A 20,538-nucleotide genomic window follows, 5' to 3' on the forward strand; every position below is an offset into this window, starting at 1 on the left:
GGATTATCCCTTTTTGTTTATGAAATGGAGGAACTCGACAATGGCGAAAAAAATGCCGGAAATCGGTGATTATAAATACGGATTTGCCGATAAGGACGTTTCCATATTCCGTTCAAAACGTGGTTTGACAAGTGATATTGTAAAAGAAATTTCAAAGTTAAAAAACGAACCGCAGTGGATGCTTGACTTCCGTTTGAAATCACTCGAGCAATTTTACAAAATGCCGATGCCGCAATGGGGCGGAGATTTAGCTCCGTTAAACTTTGACGAAATCACTTATTATGTAAAACCTTCTGAGAAATCTGAAAAATCATGGGATGAAGTCCCTGAAGAAATTAAAGCAACGTTTGACAAGCTTGGGATTCCTGAAGCTGAGCAGAAATATCTTGCTGGTGTATCTGCACAATATGAATCTGAGGTTGTTTACCATAACATGAAGGTAGAACTTGAAGATTTAGGTATCGTTTTTAAAGATACTGATTCTGCTCTTAGGGAGAATGAGGATATTTTCCGCGAGCACTTTGGTAAAACGATTCCACCGACAGATAACAAGTTTGCTGCACTAAACTCTGCTGTATGGTCTGGTGGTTCATTTATCTATGTTCCTAAAGGAATTAAAGTAGATACACCATTACAGGCGTATTTCCGAATTAACTCTGAAAACATGGGACAATTTGAGCGTACGTTAATCATTGTTGATGAAGGCGCACATGTTCACTATGTAGAAGGATGTACAGCACCAGTTTATACTACGAACTCACTTCATAGTGCAGTAGTTGAAATTGTAATTAAGAAAGATGCTTATTGCCGTTATACAACGATTCAAAACTGGGCAAACAATGTCTTTAACTTAGTTACTAAGCGTGCCGTTTGTGAAGCGAATGCAACCATGGAATGGATTGATGGTAACATCGGTTCAAAATTAACGATGAAATACCCTGCTGTTATCCTTAAAGGAGAAGGAGCACGTGGTATGACATTATCCATTGCGATTGCAGGTAAAGGTCAGCACCAGGATGCTGGAGCAAAGATGATTCACTTAGCTCCAAATACATCTTCAACCATCGTTTCAAAATCGATCTCTAAGCATGGTGGTAAAGTTACCTATCGTGGTCAAGTTCATTTTGGACGTAAAGCAGATGGCGCTCGTGCAAATATCGAATGTGATACGTTGATTATGGATAATCAATCAACTTCTGATACCATTCCATACAACGAAATCCTAAACGACAATATTTCACTTGAGCATGAAGCAAAGGTTTCTAAGGTATCAGAAGAGCAGCTGTTCTATCTAATGAGCCGAGGAATCTCACAGCAGGAAGCAACTGAAATGATCGTCATGGGCTTCATCGAACCATTCACAAAAGAACTACCAATGGAATATGCAGTCGAAATGAACCGTCTCATCAAGTTCGAGATGGAAGGTTCTATCGGATAATAAAGAAAAAACCTTTATACATCAGGGGTTTGAGTGGTATATATAAAGTGTGAAATTGTCGGCATGCCGATTTCGTGCTGATTTGAAATTAATTATCTTTGAATGGAGGAGGCGAACTTTTGAAGTTCGTCTTCTTCAATTTTTTCTGTGATAGCAAGATAAGTATCTGCTGTTGTTTTGATGCTTCTATGCCCCAATCGATTTGAAACATATTTAAGGCTTGCTGGGGGTTGTCTTAGGAAAATGCTTATATACAATGTATGGAAATGCAAATAAAAAGCCTAATTTTTCTCTTCCAGCACCGAAAAATTAGGCTTTTGTTAACTTAATAATGAACTACTTGCCAGAATTTATAATTACTTTGTCATATAAAAAATTAAGATGCGGGAGGAACGGAATATTAATTTAGCAGATTTATCTTGAGTAAGTATTATTGTATATTGATTATTCCTTCTTTAGTTAATTGACTTGAATGTTGTTTTTTTATAATAATGACAAATAAGCTTGCTAATAAACAGAATACTCCCGCCAAGAAGAATGCCCACGTGTAAGTGTTGAAAAATTTATAGATTAGACCCCCTCCATATGCAGCTACTGCAGCACCTGCCTGATGAGATGCGAAAATCCAACCGTAGATTATTCCACTTTTAGTAATCCCGAAGATTTGTCTTGAGATACTAATAGTAGGAGGAACAGTTGCAATCCAATCTAATCCATAAAACACAGTAAAGATAACTAGCAGAGTAGTAGAACCTTCATTTAATGCATATGGAAGTAACACAAGCGAAGCCCCTCTTAAACCGTAGTACCAAAATAATAGCCATCGATTATCGAAACGATCTGACAGCCAACCGGATAGAGTTGTTCCTACTAGGTTAAAGACTCCCATAAACGAAAGAAACGAAGCCGCTGTCACTAAAGGGATGCCAAAACTTATACAGTAAGAAATAAAATGGGTACCAATTAAACCGCTCGTTGAAAGCCCACAAATAAAGAAACTACCAGCTAATAACCAAAATTCCTTCACCTTCACAGCTTCGAATAAGCCATTGAAGGCTAAAACAATAGGATTTTTCTTTTCTCCTTTATTGCTCTCTTGTATTTCTTTTTCCAGTCCATATGGAAGAATACCTACATCCTTTGGTGTGTTTTTCATAAATAAAAGGATTATGAAAAGCATAATGAAACTAAGGATCATAAATAAAGCAATCGCCCAGCGCCACGAATAATTTTCGATTATAGCCGCTAAAACAGGAAGTAGAATTAACTGACCTGTTGCTGTACTTGCCGTTAATATTCCTACTGCAAGACCTCTTCTTTTCTCAAACCAATGATTCGCCACATATGGACTTACTACCGTTAAAAAAAGACTTGCTCCTAGTCCAATTATTACGCCCCAAATAAAGATCATCTGCCATGACTGGTTCATCATTAAAGTAAGTATGATACCTGTTAGCAAAGTGGCCATTGAAACGATCATCATTTTTTTTAACCCAATCACTTCTAATAATGCTGCCATGAACGGTCCTGATATCCCATATAAAAAAAGACTAATGGCAAAAGCAAGTGCAATAATCGATCGATCCCAGCCAAATTCTTTTTCTAAGGGGTCTATGAAAACCCCTGATGATGACATGACAATTCCGGCTACAATAATGGAGAAAAATGTTATGGCAAGAATAAACCAGCTATAGTGAATACGTTTCATAACCTCACCCGTAATCTTTATATTTTTCTTAATATTCCGTATTTTTAGTGTAAAATGCATTCTTTTAAAGGGAAACACCAATTTTAATGCAATAAAGGAATTGATTTGAGCCTTATAAAGAATTTCAATTAAGCATAATCCCGCATAGAATATCCTCCTTCATTCACTTATATGTATATGCATATATTGAACAAGCTATAAAAAGAAACAATGTCTTTTCTACTCTTTTTAAATTCATGTATATGCATGTATAATGGTATTAATAAACATATTATCTGTCAAGAAATATTTCCCTATTAAATATTAAATGCCTCTTTAATGAAAATATCTGTGAACGACTTATAAATTTGAATGGATTCGAAAGGAGATCTACTTTATGAATAACAAACACAATGAGATGGATTATATTATACAATTTTGTGCCTGTGCGAACCTTAGAAAAGCAGCAAGAATTGTTACCCAAGCATATGAAAAGCAAATGCAACCTACTGGCTTAAAAGTCACCCAATACTATATGTTAGTAAACATTGCCCGTCATAAAGAGATTTCAATTAGCAAGTTAGGAGAGATTATGTTACTTGACCAAACTACTATTACTCGGAATGTGGATATCCTAAAGAAAAGTGGCTACGTTAACATTACGAAAGATAAAAATGATTCAAGAACAAAATCCATTTCGATAACCGATATAGGTCTTGTCAAATTAGAGGAAGCAGCGCCTATTTGGGTACAAATACAAGAAAAAGTTGAAAATGGTATGGGTAAGGAAAACTATAAAGAATTGTTAGAAACGCTAAAGAATTTACAAGAATCAATTGAATTAAACGAGGCTTGATAAATTATTATTAGAACTTGAATTTTAATGGGTGCTAACACCTATTAATGTAAGAGAGGGGCATCCTTGGTGATGTAGGGTCTATTGAATCCATAGCAAGCATTTGTGGAGTATCGTTTTTGTAACTAAAAGCGAACCCTTCTATATAAAAGGTGTTCGTTTTTTCTATGGAAATGTGTATTATGGTGAATAAGTTTAGGAAATGTCTTTAGGTTAACAAAAGGGTAACGCAAGCAAGGTGGCCATATTAAATGAGGGTTCTCGAGGCTATATCTAACCCGACCACTTGGTACCATAAATGAATTATTAGAAAGATACTTATTAATCTGGTAATGCTTATTAAGTGTCTTTTTTGTTTAGGAACCTTTTTAGGTTATGTCATGCATTTTTCTCAACTTAACCTTAAGTTCAGAAGCAATGATTTAGCTTCTGCTTTTGAACGAATAGCCTTTTATTCTTATAAAGAACAGTGAATTAATAAAAGTTTTGTTAATGTAAATGTGTAATATTATCGTTCTAATATCAAAAAAGTGAGGAGTAATTCTTCTCCTCACTTCACTGTCTCACTATGTGCCGATTTTGTGCCGAGTCTGTTTGATAAAATATTATAGACTTTAATAAGTGAAATCGGCAAAACGTTAATATAGCGGTTTCTTTGAAACCAGTTCAATAACTTTGATTATTAAAATTAATCAAGTTCGAGATGGAAGGTTCTATTGGATAACATTCAAAAACCTTTATATATCAGGGGATGTAGAGGTTTTAATAAGTATAAAATTGCCGGCGTGCCGATTTGATTTTATCTTTTAGTGTAGGAGGCGAACTTTTGAAGTTCGTCTTCTTCTATATTTTCGGTGATATCAAGTAAAGTGTCTTCTGTTGTTTTCCATAGTGGTTACAAGAAAAAATGGTAGACAGCAAGAGTTTGTTAATGTAATATTAAGAAAATTATATACATATTTTAAACAGGTGTTATGCATGTAAGATTGTATAGCTAATAGGGAAGTTCGGTGAAAGTCCGACACGGTACCCGCCACTGTAATTCGGAGCGACCTGCACAATGTCACTGCTTTTTTTAATAGCGGGAAGACGCAAGGAGCATCGATGGTAAGTCAGGAGACCTGCCTGTTTAGATAACACGACGTGACCTACGGGCTATAGGGGGATGTGTTTACGGAGACGGAAGTATGCTTTTTTGTGTTTAAAGCAGAAAATACTATTGTTTTTTGTGAGCATTTAAGCCCACCAGGTTTAAATGCTCTTTTTGGTTTGGTCACTATTTTGTAACATGGAGGGAAGTTTAAAATGAAAAAAAGATCATTATGGGTTTCATTTGTTGTACTGCTTGGTTTAACAAGCTATTTTTGGACGAACTCTTATCATTCAGCCTATGCAATGCATATTATGGAAGGATTTCTACCAATTGGCTGGGCTGTTTTTTGGTGGGGAATCACCATTCCATTTGTTGCTGTTGGAATACGATCGATTACGAAAAAATTAAAAGAAAATCCTGAATTGAAATCAATGCTAGGTCTGTCTGGTGCATTTGCATTCGTTTTATCTGCGTTGAAAATTCCTTCAGTGACAGGTAGTTCTTCTCATCCAACGGGTGTAGGATTGGGGACTATTTTATTTGGTCCAACGGCGATGAGTGTTTTAGGAACAATAGTTCTTTTATTTCAATCATTATTGTTAGCACATGGTGGAATTACAACGTTAGGAGCGAATGCCTTTTCCATGGCAGTCGTCGGACCTCTACTCGCTTATGGAATATTTAAGTTTGGAAGAAAAATGAACTTATCTGTAGCTGTTGCAGTCTTTTTAGCTGCAATGTTAGGGGATTTAGGGACATATTTAGTGACATCGGTTCAACTAGCCTTAGCTTTCCCTGCTGAGGTGGGTGGCTTTGTGGCTTCATTTGTAAAGTTTGCTAGTATCTTTGGTTTGACACAAGTTCCTTTAGCTATCAGTGAAGGCTTACTTACGGTTATTGTGATGAATCTACTTCAAAAATATAATATGGCAGAATTAAAGCAATTACTTTCAATTAAGGAGGTAAGCTAACATGAAAAATGGAGTATTATTATTAATTGTAATTTTATTAGCAATTATTCCATTAATTTTTCTAAATGATGCTGAATTTGGTGGAGCTGACGGGCAAGCGGAGGAAGCGATTATCGAAGTGGCACCTGACTATGAGCCATGGTTTCATGCGATATGGGAACCACCAAGTGGAGAGATTGAAAGTTTACTATTCTCGTTACAAGCGGCTCTTGGAGCCATCATCATCGGCTATTGTCTTGGATATGGAAAAGCTAGAAAAAAATATTCTTCATCCAAACAATAGTGGAATGAAGTGACTGATATGATAAAAATTGATGATTATGCTTATACCAGCGGATTAAAAGATGTTCATCCCGTTGAGAAGGTCAGTTTTGCGCTGATCTTTCTCCTTTTTACAATTATTTCAAAAAATATTTGGGTGGCTTGTTTTACCTTTACTGTAATGAGTATTGGGGTGTTATTCAAGGCGAAAATCCCGTTTATAGCATATTTGAAACTTCTATTCGTCCCTTTTGTTTTCTTAATGACAAGCTTGGTTGCCATTTTATTTTCCATTGCACCTATTTATCAAGAAGATTTAGAGGTGCTTTGGATGGCAGAAATAGGTTTATGGCAAATCTATATAAGTTCATATAGTATCCAACAATCATACGAACTAGCCACAACGATTTTAGCAAGTGTGAGCTGTTTATATTTTCTTGTTTTATCAACACCTCTTAATCAATTTATCTGGGTATTTAAAAAAGTAAAACTACCCGCCGTTTTTGTAGAATTAATGGGGATTACGTATCGATTTATCTTTGTTTTATTGGAAAAGATGAATGAGATTTATATTGCACAATCCAGCAGGCTTGGCTATCAAAATTATAGAAGCTGGTTTTCCAGCGTTGCACAGCTTATTGTCAGCCTTTTCGTTAAATCGATGAGCTCAGCAAAAGAACTTCAAATCGCAATTGATAGTCGAGGTGGAGATGAACATTTGTATGATGTGGATTTATCAATGGGCTATAATCGTGGGCATTTTGTCATTATATTTTTTTCGTTTATAACACTTTTCATGATATATATTATGACAAAATCATGAAAGACCAATGAAAAGGAAGTATGTAGAGTGAGTGAACAAATAATAACGTTTGAACAAGTTTCTTATCTATATGCAGATGGAACGATGGCATTGAATCAAATAAATCTTTCAATTGAAAAAGGGAAGAAGATAGCCTTATTAGGGAACAATGGTGCTGGGAAATCGACACTATTTCTTCTTTTAAACGGTATTTTAAAGCCAACAAGTGGAAGCATTTTATACAGCGGAAAGAAGTTGACCTATAAACGAAAAGAGATTAAGCAATTAAGGCAGCAAGTCGGTATTGTATTCCAAAATTCTGAAACCCAGCTTTTTTCATCTAGTGTCTATGAAGATATTAAGTATGGTCCAAAAAATTTGGATTTACCCACAGAAGAAATAGAGAGGCGTGTAGAGGAAGTCATCACATTAACAGAAACGGAATCGCTTAAAGATAAACCCCCTCACTTTTTAAGTATCGGACAGAAAAAAAGGGTAGCAATCGCTGGAATTGTTGCTATTGATCCGGAATTAATGGTGTTGGATGAACCAACAGCTGGACTCGATCCTTACTATTCAAAAAGAATGTTAGATATATTGGAAAAAATTCATCACCGAAATCGTACGATTCTATTGTCAACGCATAATGTAGATCTAGCTTATGAGTGGGCAGATGAGGTAATCATCTTAAACAATGGGCATTTGCTAGCTCAAGGAACACCCGTTGAGGTTTTTAATAAAAGAGAAATTCTCGAAAAAAGCCATTTACAAAAACCTTGGATTATGGAAGTGTTTGAAAAATTTCAAAGAACGAATTTTCCCCCAAAAAAATATCCGAGGTCGAAAGCAGAACTGTTTGAAATGATGGATTGATTGATTAAATGGGATCGGTATACCCAAGAAGGAGATATTATACAAAGATTTTATTAAATCTTCAAAATAATATATCAACTTACGAGATTATATGATATATTTATACGAAATTAATAAATAATTTAAATAAGTGCTCACATTTTGTGAGGTAATAGGGAAACTAGTGAAAGTCTGGTACAGCCCCCGCTACTGTAAGAGCTGATGAAATTACAATGCCACTGAGAAATCGGGAAGGTGTAAGAGTAAAAAGAAGCTTAAGTCAGGAAACCTGCTTATTTAAACGACACTTGCTTCTCGGAGGGAGGAGTATAGGCGGGACATTTATACCTAATGTCTTTGTGTATTCAGTATGCTTAACTTATACTGCCCTTTCACATGCCTGTATTCCTTTTTAAAGGAGTGCAGGCATTTTTATTTGGAGGTAAGCCTATGAAAAAGGGAAAAATTTTTGTTGTTGGCTTCGGTCCAGGTGATCGTGAGCATATTACAAAACGAGCTGTAGATGCCTTGCAGCAAAGCGATTGTATAATTGGCTATAAAACATACGTAGAGCTAATTGAACCTTTCGTAACAGCAAAATCCATTGTCAGTACGGGTATGACAGAAGAAGTGTCACGTGCACAGGATGCAGTAAAGAAAGCTGAAGCAGGCCATATTGTCTCAGTGATTTCCAGCGGAGATTCAGGCGTATATGGCATGGCTGGATTAGTGTATGAAGTGCTGATTGAAAAGGGCTGGACTGAAAATGAAGGAATTGCGGTAGAAATTGTTCCTGGTATCTCTGCCATTAATTCTTGTGCGAGTTTATTGGGTGCGCCAGTCATGCATGATTCCTGCACGATAAGTCTAAGTGACCATTTAACGCCATGGACTGTAATTGAAAAGCGCATTGAAGCAGCCGGGATGGCGGATTTTGTTATTGCTTTATATAATCCGAAAAGCGGCCGGCGGACACGCCAAATTGTAGAGGCACAAAATATTCTATTAAAATATCGTTCTCCTGATACACCGGTGGGTCTTGTGAAAAGTGCCTATCGTGAAAATCAAAATGTAGTGCTGACAACACTGGCTGAAATGCTTGAACATGATATAGGAATGCTGACAACGGTTGTTATCGGGAATTCTTCTACTTTCTTTTATGACAATAAAATCATTACCCCTCGAGGTTATCAGCGTAAATATACGTTAGGTGAGGAAAAGCAAAGCTTAAAACCGCATCAGCGTTTGAAAAAGGAAGCCGAGCCATGGGCATTAAATCAAGAAACAGGTGAAGCGCAAGCTGGTTATGAGCAAATTGAAAGAGAAAAACAAGAAGTCAGCTCATTAGATTTGGCCTTAAAGGCTTTATCCATGGTGACTAAATCGGAAATAGAACATCCGCATTTAGTTAAGCAGCCAATCGAAGATATATTTGAATTTGCTGTTTCACCTGGTGTTGCCAATAAATTTATTACGCCAGAGCAAATGCGTGTATTGGCAGAAACCATTGGCGAGACAGGCACCATGGAATATACACCGGATCATCGTTTTTTAGTAAAGATTCCAACAGATCAGCCTGAATCGATTGTTGAAAAACTTGAACAAAATCATTTAATTGTCATGCCTGTGGGCGATGTTTTAAATTTAAAAGCTTGTGATTTTTGCAACGGTGAAAAAGCAGAATCTATTCCATACGCAGAAGAAATAGCAGCAAAATTGGGGGGCTTAAAGCTTCCAAAAGAATTACATATTGGTTTCAACGGCTGCGGTATGGCCTGTTATCGGGCAGTATTTGATGATATTGGGATTGTTTACCGCAAGAAAAAATTTGATTTATTTATTGGAGCAAAGCCGGTTGGCCGTACAGCCCATGCTGCACAGCCAGTTGCAGAAGGTATTGAACCAGATGAGCTGCTGACGTTATTAACAAAAATTGTAGAAGAGTACAAACAAAATGCCCATCCAAATGAACGCCTTTTTAAATATTTTAAACGTGTGAAAAAAATTCAGTATTTTAACTATCAGGATATGAGCTCCAAAATTGAAGTCGAGCCGGCACCATGTGGAGATTAGGAGGAACAAATGATTTTATTTTTAGCAGGCACAAGTGATGCGAGAGCATTAGCCATTCAATTGCAAAATCAAGGCTATCCTTTATTAGCAACAGTGGTCACAGAATCTGCTTCCGAAAGTTTGAATGCCCACCATATTCCTTATCACGTCGGGCGGTTATCAGTTGATGACATGATGGCGCTTATTCAGAACCAACAGATGACCTGTGTCATCGATGCTAGCCATCCATATGCGGAAGAAGCGTCGAAAACCGCAATGGCAGCAGCAAAAGCATGTGATATTCCTTACATTCGTTATGAAAGGCCAGAAGAACAGTTTATTTCCCCCTTAATTACAGAAGTAGAAAGTTATGATGAGGCAGCTAAATTAGCTCAATCTCATAAAGGAACAATCATGCTGACAACAGGAAGCAAAACGTTAGATATATTTACAAAATATTTAATGCGTGATGAAATCCGGCTTATTTGCAGAATGCTTCCAAATATAGGGAACATGGAAAAGTGCAATCAGTTAGGTATTAAACAAAAGGACATTATTGCGATCCAGGGTCCATTTTCGGAATCATTAAATAAAGCACTATGTGAGCAATATAATGTGACTCTATTGATTACAAAAGAAAGCGGCAAAGTGGGATCCGTAGATGAAAAAATGACAGCTGCTCTGCAATTAGGGATTCCTGTCATTCTAATAAAGCGGCCAGCGATTGAATATGAAAATTTTTGTACTTCATTCGAAGAAGTAACTCAACTATTGGGAGGTTTTATCCATGGCAAACATGAACTTTAATACAAAATTTATTCCTGTAACGGTCGATCCAGACAAGATTTATGATTACAGTTTCGCCATTATCAAAGAAGAGATGGGCGAACATTCATTTACAGATGAGCAATGGCTAGTTGTTCGGCGGGTAATTCACGCTTCAGCAGATTTTGAATTAGGCCGTAGCATGATTTTTACACCTGATGCCATTGAGGCTGGGATTCAATCCATTTTAGCGGGCCGTCATGTAGTGGTGGATGTACAAATGATTGAAAGTGGTTCAGGCCGTAAGCGATTCCTAAAGCATGGCGGGGACTTGCATTGTTATATTGCGGATGAAGATGTCTCAAAGGAAGCAAAGGCTCAAGGAACAACACGGGCTATTATTTCCATGCAAAAAGCAACACGTTTACATGAAGGAGGAATTTATGCCATTGGCAATGCGCCAACCGCGTTGTTGGAGTTAATTCGTTTAATTAAAGATGGTGTGGCAAAACCGGACTTAATTATTGGAATGCCAGTCGGCTTTGTTTCAGCTGCAGAGTCAAAAGCCGAGTTAGCAGTGCTTGAAGGGATTCCATTTATTACAAACGCAGGGAGAAAGGGTGGCAGTACAGTGACAGTCGCTGCACTTAATGCCATTTCCATTATGGCGGATGAACGAGCAAAAGAAACGAAATAAAAAAGACCCTTCACAAATGCGTCATGGCTACACGACAGGAGCTTGTGCAGCAGCGATGACAAAAGCGGCACTGCAAGCACTAGTGAGGGGAAAGGTACCAGATGAAGTTACGATTTATTTACCGGTTGGCCAGTATGCAACATTTAAAGTAACGGCATTTGAAGTGTCAGCTGACGGGGTAATGTGTGAAACGATCAAAGATGCCGGGGACGATCCTGATGCTACACATCAAGCACGAATTCAGAGTACCGTTCGTTATTCAAAAGTAGAAGGCATTCATTTAGATGGCGGAGTTGGTGTAGGGCGAGTGACAAAAGCGGGACTACCTGTACCAGTTGGCCAAGCAGCCATAAACCCCGTACCACGTAAAATGATATGTGGTGTTGTACAAGAAGCAATTGAAAAATATGAATTGGATTGTGGAATTGAAGTGGTCATTTCCGTACCAGATGGTGAAAAGATTGCTGAAAAAACATTGAATGGGCGTTTAGGCATTATAGGCGGAATTTCGATATTAGGTACACGGGGAACAGTGGTTCCATTTTCAAGTTCTGCTTATATGGCAAGTATCGTACAAGCGATCAATGTAGCAAAAGAATCAGGATGTGAGCATTTAGTCATTACAACAGGTGGACGCAGTGAAAAATATGCTATGCAGCAGTATCCTCATTTACCAGAAGAAGCATTTATCGAAATGGGCGATTTTGTCGGTTTTACGTTAAAAAATATTGCGCGAAAGAAGATTCCGAGAGTCTCGTTAGTAGGAATGATGGGTAAGTTCTCAAAAGTTGCCCAAGGCGTTATGATGGTTCACTCAAAAAGCGCACCGATAAGCTTTGAGTTTTTAGCAGGCATTGCCAATAAAGTGGGTATTGATGAGGAGACCCAGCGAGAAATTTTACAGGCGAATACGGCTTCACAGGTTGGTGAAATGCTTCAGGGAAACGAGGCATTCTTTGCAGCACTTTGCAAAAACTGCTGCTACTATGCACTGAATCATATGAATACTGACATCAAGGTGTCGACAACCTTGTATGCCATGAATGGAGACTGTTTAGGAAAGGCTGAGAACATTGACAAATTGGATGAAGATGATTGGTATAGGGGATAATGGCGCGGAAGGATTGCTCCCCCAATATGCTGAGTGGATCAATGAATGTGATGTACTTGTAGGCGGGGAGCGTCATTTACAATTTTTCCCGGAATTTAAAAATGAGAAAAAAGTAATCAAAGGCGGTTTGTCAGCATTAACAGCTGAATTACAGCAAGAAACACGAAATGTCGTTATTTTAGTGTCCGGAGATCCACTGTTTTATGGACTTGGCGGTGTACTTGCGAAGAAGCTTCCAATAGCGATTTATCCTTATACCAGCTCGGTACAGCTCGCTTTTTCTAAAATGCAGGAAAGCTGGCAGGATGCATATATTGTCAGCTTGCACGGCCGTTCCATTAAAGGGTTTGCACAAAGAATTGATGGACGTAAAAAAATTGCTGTTTTAACAGATGAAGCGAATTCTCCGCAGGCAATTGCAAAATATTTAAAGCGTTTCGGCATGACAGAATATGATGCCTTTGTTGCTGAAAATCTACAAGGTGAAAACGAGCGCTGCCGCAGCCTCACATTGGACGAAATGGAGCAAACCTCCTTTTTTCCATTGAATGTTGTGATTTTAAAACAGCGTGAGGTAGTGGAACGTGCCTCTCTTGGAATTCCGGATGATGCATTTCTTCAGCGAAAGCCAGATAAAGGATTAATTACTAAAAGAGAAATTCGAACTCTATCTCTCCAGGAGTTAGAGCTTAAAGAGAATAGCGTTGTTTGGGATATTGGAACCTGCACAGGTTCAGTTGCGATAGAGGCTGCGAAAATAGCTCGGGAAGGTGCCGTGTATGCAATTGAAAAAAATGAGGGTGACCTTGAAAACTGCCTGGAAAATCAATTAAAACATCGTACAGATTTTGTTGCAGTGCTGGGGAAGGCACCTGATCGTTTGGATGAATTTCCTAATCCGCATGCGATTTTTATTGGCGGCAACGGTGGAAATATGGAACTTTTATTGCAAACATGTATTTCACGCTTACAGCCAAATGGGCGCCTTGTTATGAATATTGCAACGATCGAAAATCTGGCAGAAGCGCTGCAGCATCTTAAAACATTAGGCTGTGAAGTATCGATATTACAGGCACAAATTTCAAAAAGTAAGCCAATCTTAAATTTAACACGTTTTGAACCGTTAAATCCAATCTATATTATGACAGCAAAGAAAGGAAAAGAATAATGAAAATTGGAACCTTATTTGGAATAGGTGTTGGGCCAGGAGATCCAGAATTAATTACAGTAAAAGCATTTCGCAGATTGCAGGAAAGCCCGGTCATTGCTTATCCCAAAAAATTAAAAGGCAGTAAGTCTTATGCCCATCGTATTGTGGAAGTGTATATTAACCCGGCAGAAAAAGAGATGCTTGGTTTGGTATTCCCGATGACAAAAGATGAAGATACCCTGCGCACTGAGTGGACAAAATCTGTGGAAGCTATTTATCGCTATTTAGTTCAAGGAAAAGATGTAGCTTTTGTAACAGAAGGGGATCCGATGCTATTCAGCACATTTATACATTTAATGAACTTAATGAAATCGATGTACCCTGATGTCCCGATTGAAACGGTAGCAGGCATTTCGTCATTTAATGGTTCTGTTAATCGCTTAGGGATTGCATTGGCTGATGGTGATGACCATGTCGCCATGATTCCTGCTACGGAGGATATGGAAGAAATGCGCCGAGTAATTGAAAACCACGATGCCATCGTCTTTATCAAAGTAGCAAAAGTTTTAGACGCAATGCTCGATCTACTAGAGGAAATGAATTTATTAGAAAAAGCACATGTCGTAACAAAAGTTACATCTGACGAAGAGGTAATTTGGAAGATCAATGAACTTCGGGGTGCAGAATTAAATTACTTGTCATGTATGGTGGTGCGCAAATAATGAAGAAAATTTGGATTATTGGAGCAGGTCCGGGAGATCCGGATTTAATCACGGTGAAAGGTTTAAAGCTATTAAAAGAAGCGGATGTTGTGATGTATACTGATTCACTCGTAAGCGAAACGTTAGTAGCGGAAGCGAAGGAGTCGGCAGAAATTATCCGCACAGCAGGGATGCATCTTCAGGAAATGGTGGATTGTATTGTCGAACGTGTCAATGTAGGCAAAAAGGTTGTACGATTACATACAGGCGACCCGGCGATGTACGGGGCAACGATGGAGCAAGTGGCACTGCTGAAGCAGCATGATATTAGCTATGAAGTTGTTCCAGGTGTAAGTTCTGTTTTTGCTTCTGCAGCAGCAGTTGGTGCAGAGCTGACGATTCCTGATTTAACTCAAACGCTCATTTTAACGCGGGCTGAAGGGCGTACACCTGTGCCAGAGCGTGAAAAATTACAGGCACTGGCAAGCCATCACTGTACAATAGCAATGTTTTTAAGTGCGACATTAACCAAGAAAATTACCAAAGAATTGCAGGCAGCAGGCTGGGCAGACGATACACCAGTTGCTGTTGTGCAGCGTGCTTCGTGGCCTGACCAAAAAATTGTGCGAACAACACTGGCTGAATTAGATGAAGCAATGCGGGTCAATGGCATTCGCAAGCATGCGATGATTCTAGCAGGCTGGGCATTAGACCCGCATATCCATGAAAAAGATTATCGTTCGAAGCTCTATGATAAAACCTTTACTCATGGCTTCCGCAAAGGTGTGAAGGGCGAATGATTAATTTACGTGAAGGTGAGATTCCTGTAATAGAAAAACGCAAACCCTATGCCCTCGTTGCCATTACGAAACATGGGGTGGCACATGCAAGAAGCTACGTGGAAAAATTCCCCTATGCGGACCTATATTATATGAAGAAATTTGAGCAGGGCGACGAAGAGACGCGTCAAATTCAGTTATTTGATGGTACGGTTCGACTATTGTTGCCCTCTTTGTTCCAGCAGTATAAAGGGATCATTTGCATCATTTCCCTCGGTGCTGTCGTTCGCATGATTGCTCCGCTAATGATTGATAAAAAGAAAGATCCTGCCGTGTTAGTGGTGGATGATAAAGGTCAGTTTGTCGTCAGCGTATTATCGGGGCATATTGGCGGTGCCAATGCCTTAACCCATGAATTTGCAAAAGCGATAGGTGCTGTACCCGTTGTTACAACCGCGTCAGATGTTCAGAAAACGATTCCCGTGGATTTATTTGGCGCCCAATTTGGGTGGATGTGGGATAGTGAAGAAAAATTAACACCTGTTAGTGCATCGGTTGTCAATGAAGAGCATGTTGCGATCGTGCAGGAAACGGGAGAAAAAAATTGGTGGATGTACGATCGCTCAATACCGGACAATTTGAAAATTTATCCATCGATAGATGAAGCGATCATGGCAAAGCCACAAGCGGCCCTTCTTATTACAGATCGTTTAATTGAGGCACATGAAGAGGTGCTGCTCGAGAACGGCGTTATGTATCGTCCAAAATCAATTGTACTTGGCATTGGCTGTAATCGAGGGACGGCAATGGCAGAAATTGAACAAGTCATAGATGAAACATTAGCGGAGCTGCGTTTAAGTAAAAAAAGTGTTAAAGCAGTTGCGACCATCGATTTAAAGAAAAACGAAACAGGATTGCTTGATTTAACTGCTAAACATAACTGGCCGTTTGTAACTTACACACCTGACCAGCTGAATGAAATACCGATGCAAAACCCATCGGATACAGTCTTTAAATATACAGGTGCTTATGGGGTCAGTGAGCCGGCCGCATTGCGATATGCGAATGCGAAAGAATTACTGCTCAAGAAAAAGAAAAGCGGAAATGTGACCATTTCCATTGCACGTGTCAACTTTCAGGAGGAAGTACAATGAATCGATTTGTTCTAGCCGGCACAGGAAGCGGTGTTGGAAAAACAACATTCACAATCGGCATCATGCGTACGCTTATGAAGCGTGGATTAACAGTCCAGGGCTTTAAATGCGGCCCGGACTATATTGACCCAACGTATCATACAGCTGTCACCAAACGCCCTTCTCGTAATATTGATAGTTTCATGATGTCTCATGATACAGTCCGTGCCATTGTCGCAAGAGCGAGCCAAGATGCAGATGCAGCTATTATTGAAGGAGTGATGGGCTTTTATGATGGCAAATCCCCATTATCAAATGAAGGTTCTGCTGCTCATATTAGTGAGGTTACAAAAAGTCCCGTCATTTTAATTGTTAATGCGGCAAGTATGGCAAGAAGTGCGGCTGCGATTGTCAAAGGATTTCAAATGTTAGATGAAAGCTCCAATATTATTGGTGTTATTGCCAATCAATTAGGAAGTAAAAGCCATTTTGAAATTGTCAAAGCAGCGATTGAGCAAGAATGTGGAATTCCTGTCATTGGCTATCTGCCAAAAGGAGCTGTCCCATCAATGCCAGGCCGTCATTTGGGTTTAGTGCCAGCCATTGAACGTGGTGATTTAGATTCATATTTTGATAGTCTTGCAGAAGCAATCGAAGAAACAGTGGATATTGAACAACTGCTGAAAATTACAAAAACACAATCATTGGACGTTTCTGAATCTATCTTTGATGCACAGCCGCAAAGACAAGAAGTACATATTGCAGTTGCAAAGGATGCGGCCTTTAACTTTTATTATGAAGAAAATTTAGAATTACTCCGTGCATATGGTGCCACATTGCATTACTTCTCTCCATTACAAAATGAGGAAGTTCCAGAAAAAGCGCAGGGGCTGTATATCGGCGGCGGTTTCCCTGAAGAGTTTGCGGATCAATTGGCGAAAAATGAGGCAGGAAAGCAATCCATAAGGGTCGCGGTTGAGCGAGGGCTGCCAACATTAGCGGAATGCGGCGGTTTTATGTATTTAACAGAGGAAATTGTGAATCGTCAAGGACAGGTATTCCCGATGCTCGGGATAATCCCAGGACGTGTGCGGATGCAGGATAAATTAGCGGCACTTGGCTATCGGGAAATTACAGGTGTTCAAGGCAACTTTCTAGTCAATGAAGAGGAGCAGGCAAAAGGGCATGAGTTCCATTACTCAACGTATGAGGGGGAGCATACATCACCAGCTTATTTTAGTAAAAGCCGTTTTCGTTCTCAGCAGGAAGGTTATCTACATAAAAATCTTGTTGCTGGCTATACACACTTTCATTTTGCTTCGAATCCACAGCTTGTGAAAAATTGGCTTACAGCATGTTTGGAGGTAAACAATGAATTATTTCCCACTATTAATGAATATTGACTATAAAAAGGTTGTTATTGTTGGGGGCGGACATGTAGCACGTCAAAAGGTGGAAGCGCTGCTGCCAACAAAGGCGCTAGTGATAGTGATAAGTCCAGCGGTAACCGAAAAATTGCAGCAATATATAAATGAAGGGCTTGTGACATGGAAAGAAAAAGCATTTGAACCTGCTGATTTAGATGATGCATCACTAATTTTCGCCGTTACAAATGACCAAGAGGTAAACAATGCAGTGGAAGAAGCGGCACAGCATTGGCAATTACTCAGCCGTGCGGATGCAAAAGGACGTGTTGATTTCATCAATCCAGCAGTCGTTCGCCGCGGTGATTTCGTATTGGCTGTGTCGACGTCTGGAGCAAGTCCAGGTCTGACACGCCAAGTTAAGACGGATTTAGAAGAGCAATTTGGAGTACATTACGCGCAGTATGTTTCATTTTTAAAGGAAGCACGTCAGCGAATTTTACAAATGTCTAAGGGCGATGTGAAAAAACAGCTATTAGCAGAGCTCGTGGATCCACAGTTATTACAATGGATGGAGCAAGGTGAAAAACAAAAATGTGAAGCGTGGCTGCAGCAGCGTATAGGAGAAAAACGGTGAGCGGATTTGTATATATTGTAGGAGCTGGTCCTGGTGACCCAAAACTATTGACGATTCGTGGACTAGAGTGCATTCAGCAAGCAGATGTGATTTTATATGACCGTCTGGTGAATGCTGAATTATTAAAACATGCGAAAGCTGACGCCGAGCTGATTTATTGTGGAAAAGAACCAGGCAGGCATGGACTGATTCAGGATGAAATTCATCGTGTGCTAGTGGAACAAGCCAATCTTGGCAAGCAGGTTCTTCGCTTAAAAGGGGGTGACCCCTTTGTCTTTGGACGTGGTGCAGAAGAAGCCGCGATTTTACGGCAATCCGATATTCCATTTGAAATCGTGCCTGGTATTACAGCTGGGATTGCGGCGCCTGCTTATGCAGGGATTCCTGTAACACATCGTGATCATGCTGCAAGCTTTGCGATCGTTACAGGTCATGGCCGCCCAGAAAAGGAGCAGGACTTTTTAAATTGGTCCGCGCTTGCTCAAATTGATACGGTAGCCTTTTATATGAGCATAGGCAATATCGCGCATATTTCGAAAAGCTTAATAACCTATGGCAAAAGTGAAACAACCCCTGTTGCCGTCATTGAATGGGGCACAACCAAAAATCAGCGTACGATTACAGGCAATCTCTCCACGATTGCACAAGATATTCAAATACATCGTATCTCTAATCCATCCATGATTTTAGTTGGTGAGGTGGTTAGTGTACGGGATCAAATTGCCTGGTTTAAAGAAAAGGAGCATGAATTATGTTAGATGCATTAAAAAAACGTCGTGCGATTCGCCAATTTGAAACGCGTGAAGTGGAACGTGACAAAATTGAGACCTTATTAGAAGCAGCAACGTTTGCACCAAATGACCGTATGCGCGAGCCCTGGCATTTCTATGTTTTACAGGGCGACAGCTTAAAACGTTATGAGCAGGTGGCACTTGATTATTTACAAAAACGTTTCCCAACAAAACCACATTTAGTGGAAAGCTCAATGGAAGCCATCACAAAAACACCGCTTGTCATTGTGGTAACATCTGCCATTGTCGATGGAGATGAAGGTGCAACCAAAGATAATACCTTTGCAGTCAGCAGTGCGATTATGTCGATGTGGTTAATGGCCGAACAGCTGGGTTTAGGCATGGTATGGCGTACACGCGGTGTTGGCTTAGTGCATGATACAGCATTATATGATTTTATTGGTGCATCGGATGGAGAGCAATTAGTAGGGACGTTATGCATTGGTTACCCTGCAGAAGAAAGCACTTCCGCAAAAAAGCGTACACCATTTGCAGAAAAAACAACTTGGCTATAATGAGGTTTGTACATGGCACGACAGTTGAGGAAGATAGTTCAATGATAAAAGGATCCCCTTTACAATTTGATTTTGAAAAGCTGTGGAAAAAAGGCATGTTAGATTGGCATGGCAAGATGCCAGAAAGAATGATTGATGATGAGCTGGAAGAAGCATATTGGGCTCAATCCATGAAGAAAAAAACATACAAGCAAACAGATTACTATGCAAAAAAAATTTACGAAAAAATGAAACAACATATCCCCAAAAATTCAACTTGTATTGAAATTGGGCCGGGATGGGGCAACTATACCTTCCAACTCCGTCAAGATGTCAAAAGTTTAACGTTAGTGGATGGTTCTGAAAGTGTGCTTGCTTATTTATTACAATACTTTGAAAACGATGCAAATCTTCAGTTCGTTCATAGTAATTGGGAAGAAGCGCAAATTGAGCAGCATGATGTTGTTATTGGGGTGAACTGCTTTTATCGTATGTATGAAATGAATGCGGCGCTGAAAAAAATGAACAGGCTTGCCAAAAAGCGCGCCATCATTGGTTTAACAACAGGACCTATTCAGCCGCATTACGTTATTTTAGATGAGCAGTTTTGCTATGACATTAAATATCCTCGCCGTGATTATATTACTATCGTCAATATGCTGTATCAGTTAGGGATTTATGCAAATTGTGAAATGCTCAAGCTGGAGCGTGAGTATCGTTATGATACATTGCAGCAATTATATGAAGCACAAAGCAAAAAAATCTTAACACCCCGGTTTGATATGGCACATGTGAAAGCATCACTTGAACGCTTTATTACAATGGAGGATGGCCATTATGTGTACCGTCACCCATTCTATGCTGCAATCATTAGTTGGGAGCCTGTGAAGTTACATGACTAAGT

Annotated in this window: 20 protein-coding genes and 2 riboswitches; of the genes, 19 read left to right on the forward strand and 1 reads right to left on the reverse strand. The window is 39.4% G+C overall.

All coding sequences use genetic code 11. The features are described from left to right. Positions 1-40 precede the first annotated feature (40 nt). Entirely contained in the window at positions 41-1,438 is a 1,398-nt protein-coding gene (sufB, locus tag J2Y03_RS20120; protein WP_132092533.1) for a Fe-S cluster assembly protein SufB, read from the forward strand. Between the two features lie 430 nt (positions 1,439-1,868). Here the strand turns inward: sufB and J2Y03_RS20125 are convergent, their stop codons facing one another. Next, on the reverse strand, positions 1,869-3,146 hold the full coding sequence (locus tag J2Y03_RS20125; protein WP_310197391.1) for an MFS transporter: 1,278 nt from the start codon (positions 3,144-3,146) through the stop codon (positions 1,869-1,871). 376 nt (positions 3,147-3,522) lie between these two features. Between J2Y03_RS20125 and J2Y03_RS20130 the strand changes: the two genes are divergently transcribed. From J2Y03_RS20130 to J2Y03_RS20215, 18 genes are all read left to right on the forward strand, one after another. Continuing rightward, positions 3,523-3,981, forward strand: coding sequence for a MarR family winged helix-turn-helix transcriptional regulator (locus J2Y03_RS20130; RefSeq protein WP_310197394.1), 459 nt, complete (start codon positions 3,523-3,525; stop codon positions 3,979-3,981). A gap of 950 nt (positions 3,982-4,931) precedes the next feature. After that, a riboswitch (cobalamin riboswitch) is annotated at positions 4,932-5,124 on the forward strand. 162 nt (positions 5,125-5,286) lie between these two features. Then, positions 5,287-6,045, forward strand: coding sequence for an energy-coupling factor ABC transporter permease (locus tag J2Y03_RS20135; RefSeq protein WP_310197397.1), 759 nt, complete (start codon positions 5,287-5,289; stop codon positions 6,043-6,045). A gap of 1 nt (position 6,046) precedes the next feature. Further along, on the forward strand, positions 6,047-6,328 hold the full coding sequence (locus J2Y03_RS20140) for an energy-coupling factor ABC transporter substrate-binding protein (protein ID WP_310197399.1): 282 nt from the start codon (positions 6,047-6,049) through the stop codon (positions 6,326-6,328). An 18-nt stretch (positions 6,329-6,346) separates the two neighbouring features. Next, positions 6,347-7,129: a cobalt ECF transporter T component CbiQ gene (gene cbiQ / locus J2Y03_RS20145; protein ID WP_310197401.1), complete on the forward strand. Its 783-nt coding sequence runs from the start codon at positions 6,347-6,349 to the stop codon at positions 7,127-7,129. A 27-nt stretch (positions 7,130-7,156) separates the two neighbouring features. Beyond that, the gene (locus J2Y03_RS20150) at positions 7,157-7,981 is read left to right on the forward strand and encodes an energy-coupling factor ABC transporter ATP-binding protein (RefSeq protein WP_310197403.1); all 825 of its coding nucleotides are present in this window, start codon (positions 7,157-7,159) and stop codon (positions 7,979-7,981) included. A 111-nt stretch (positions 7,982-8,092) separates the two neighbouring features. Beyond that, positions 8,093-8,271: riboswitch (cobalamin riboswitch) on the forward strand. 139 nt (positions 8,272-8,410) lie between these two features. Beyond that, positions 8,411-10,033, forward strand: a complete 1,623-nt coding sequence (gene cobJ / locus J2Y03_RS20155; protein ID WP_310197405.1) for a precorrin-3B C(17)-methyltransferase — start codon at positions 8,411-8,413, stop codon at positions 10,031-10,033. Between the two features lie 9 nt (positions 10,034-10,042). Beyond that, positions 10,043-10,819, forward strand: a complete 777-nt coding sequence (gene cobK, locus J2Y03_RS20160) for a precorrin-6A reductase (protein ID WP_310197407.1) — start codon at positions 10,043-10,045, stop codon at positions 10,817-10,819. Further along, positions 10,800-11,474: a precorrin-8X methylmutase gene (locus J2Y03_RS20165; RefSeq protein WP_132092509.1), complete on the forward strand. Its 675-nt coding sequence runs from the start codon at positions 10,800-10,802 to the stop codon at positions 11,472-11,474. The genes cobK and J2Y03_RS20165 overlap by 20 nt, the downstream gene beginning before the upstream one ends. Then, on the forward strand, positions 11,449-12,585 hold the full coding sequence (locus tag J2Y03_RS20170; RefSeq protein ID WP_310197787.1) for a cobalt-precorrin-5B (C(1))-methyltransferase: 1,137 nt from the start codon (positions 11,449-11,451) through the stop codon (positions 12,583-12,585). Before J2Y03_RS20165 ends, J2Y03_RS20170 begins: the two co-directional genes overlap by 26 nt. Continuing rightward, positions 12,560-13,753 carry a precorrin-6y C5,15-methyltransferase (decarboxylating) subunit CbiE gene (cbiE, locus tag J2Y03_RS20175; RefSeq protein ID WP_310197409.1) on the forward strand — a complete coding sequence of 398 codons (1,194 nt, stop codon included), beginning with the start codon at positions 12,560-12,562 and terminating at the stop codon, positions 13,751-13,753. The genes J2Y03_RS20170 and cbiE overlap by 26 nt, the downstream gene beginning before the upstream one ends. Then, the gene (gene cobI, locus J2Y03_RS20180; protein WP_310197412.1) at positions 13,753-14,457 is read left to right on the forward strand and encodes a precorrin-2 C(20)-methyltransferase; all 705 of its coding nucleotides are present in this window, start codon (positions 13,753-13,755) and stop codon (positions 14,455-14,457) included. The genes cbiE and cobI overlap by 1 nt, the downstream gene beginning before the upstream one ends. Continuing rightward, positions 14,457-15,236 carry a precorrin-4 C(11)-methyltransferase gene (gene cobM, locus J2Y03_RS20185; RefSeq protein WP_310197415.1) on the forward strand — a complete coding sequence of 260 codons (780 nt, stop codon included), beginning with the start codon at positions 14,457-14,459 and terminating at the stop codon, positions 15,234-15,236. The genes cobI and cobM overlap by 1 nt, the downstream gene beginning before the upstream one ends. Further along, positions 15,233-16,369, forward strand: coding sequence for a cobalt-precorrin 5A hydrolase (locus J2Y03_RS20190; RefSeq protein WP_310197419.1), 1,137 nt, complete (start codon positions 15,233-15,235; stop codon positions 16,367-16,369). The genes cobM and J2Y03_RS20190 overlap by 4 nt, the downstream gene beginning before the upstream one ends. Next, positions 16,366-17,751: a cobyrinate a,c-diamide synthase gene (locus tag J2Y03_RS20195; protein ID WP_310197422.1), complete on the forward strand. Its 1,386-nt coding sequence runs from the start codon at positions 16,366-16,368 to the stop codon at positions 17,749-17,751. The genes J2Y03_RS20190 and J2Y03_RS20195 overlap by 4 nt, the downstream gene beginning before the upstream one ends. Further along, positions 17,720-18,349 (forward strand): precorrin-2 dehydrogenase/sirohydrochlorin ferrochelatase family protein, encoded by a 630-nt coding sequence (locus tag J2Y03_RS20200; protein ID WP_310197425.1) that lies wholly within the window; start codon positions 17,720-17,722, stop codon positions 18,347-18,349. Before J2Y03_RS20195 ends, J2Y03_RS20200 begins: the two co-directional genes overlap by 32 nt. Then, the gene (cobA, locus tag J2Y03_RS20205; protein WP_132092488.1) at positions 18,346-19,107 is read left to right on the forward strand and encodes a uroporphyrinogen-III C-methyltransferase; all 762 of its coding nucleotides are present in this window, start codon (positions 18,346-18,348) and stop codon (positions 19,105-19,107) included. The genes J2Y03_RS20200 and cobA overlap by 4 nt, the downstream gene beginning before the upstream one ends. Beyond that, positions 19,101-19,655 carry a nitroreductase family protein gene (locus J2Y03_RS20210; RefSeq protein WP_310197428.1) on the forward strand — a complete coding sequence of 185 codons (555 nt, stop codon included), beginning with the start codon at positions 19,101-19,103 and terminating at the stop codon, positions 19,653-19,655. Before cobA ends, J2Y03_RS20210 begins: the two co-directional genes overlap by 7 nt. Beyond that, positions 19,655-20,536, forward strand: coding sequence for a class I SAM-dependent methyltransferase (locus J2Y03_RS20215; RefSeq protein WP_310197431.1), 882 nt, complete (start codon positions 19,655-19,657; stop codon positions 20,534-20,536). The genes J2Y03_RS20210 and J2Y03_RS20215 overlap by 1 nt, the downstream gene beginning before the upstream one ends. Positions 20,537-20,538: the final 2 nt, after the last annotated feature.

Origin of the sequence: Neobacillus niacini, assembly GCF_031457145.1 — a bacterium.
Lineage (GTDB): Bacteria > Bacillota > Bacilli > Bacillales > Cytobacillaceae > Neobacillus > Neobacillus niacini_J.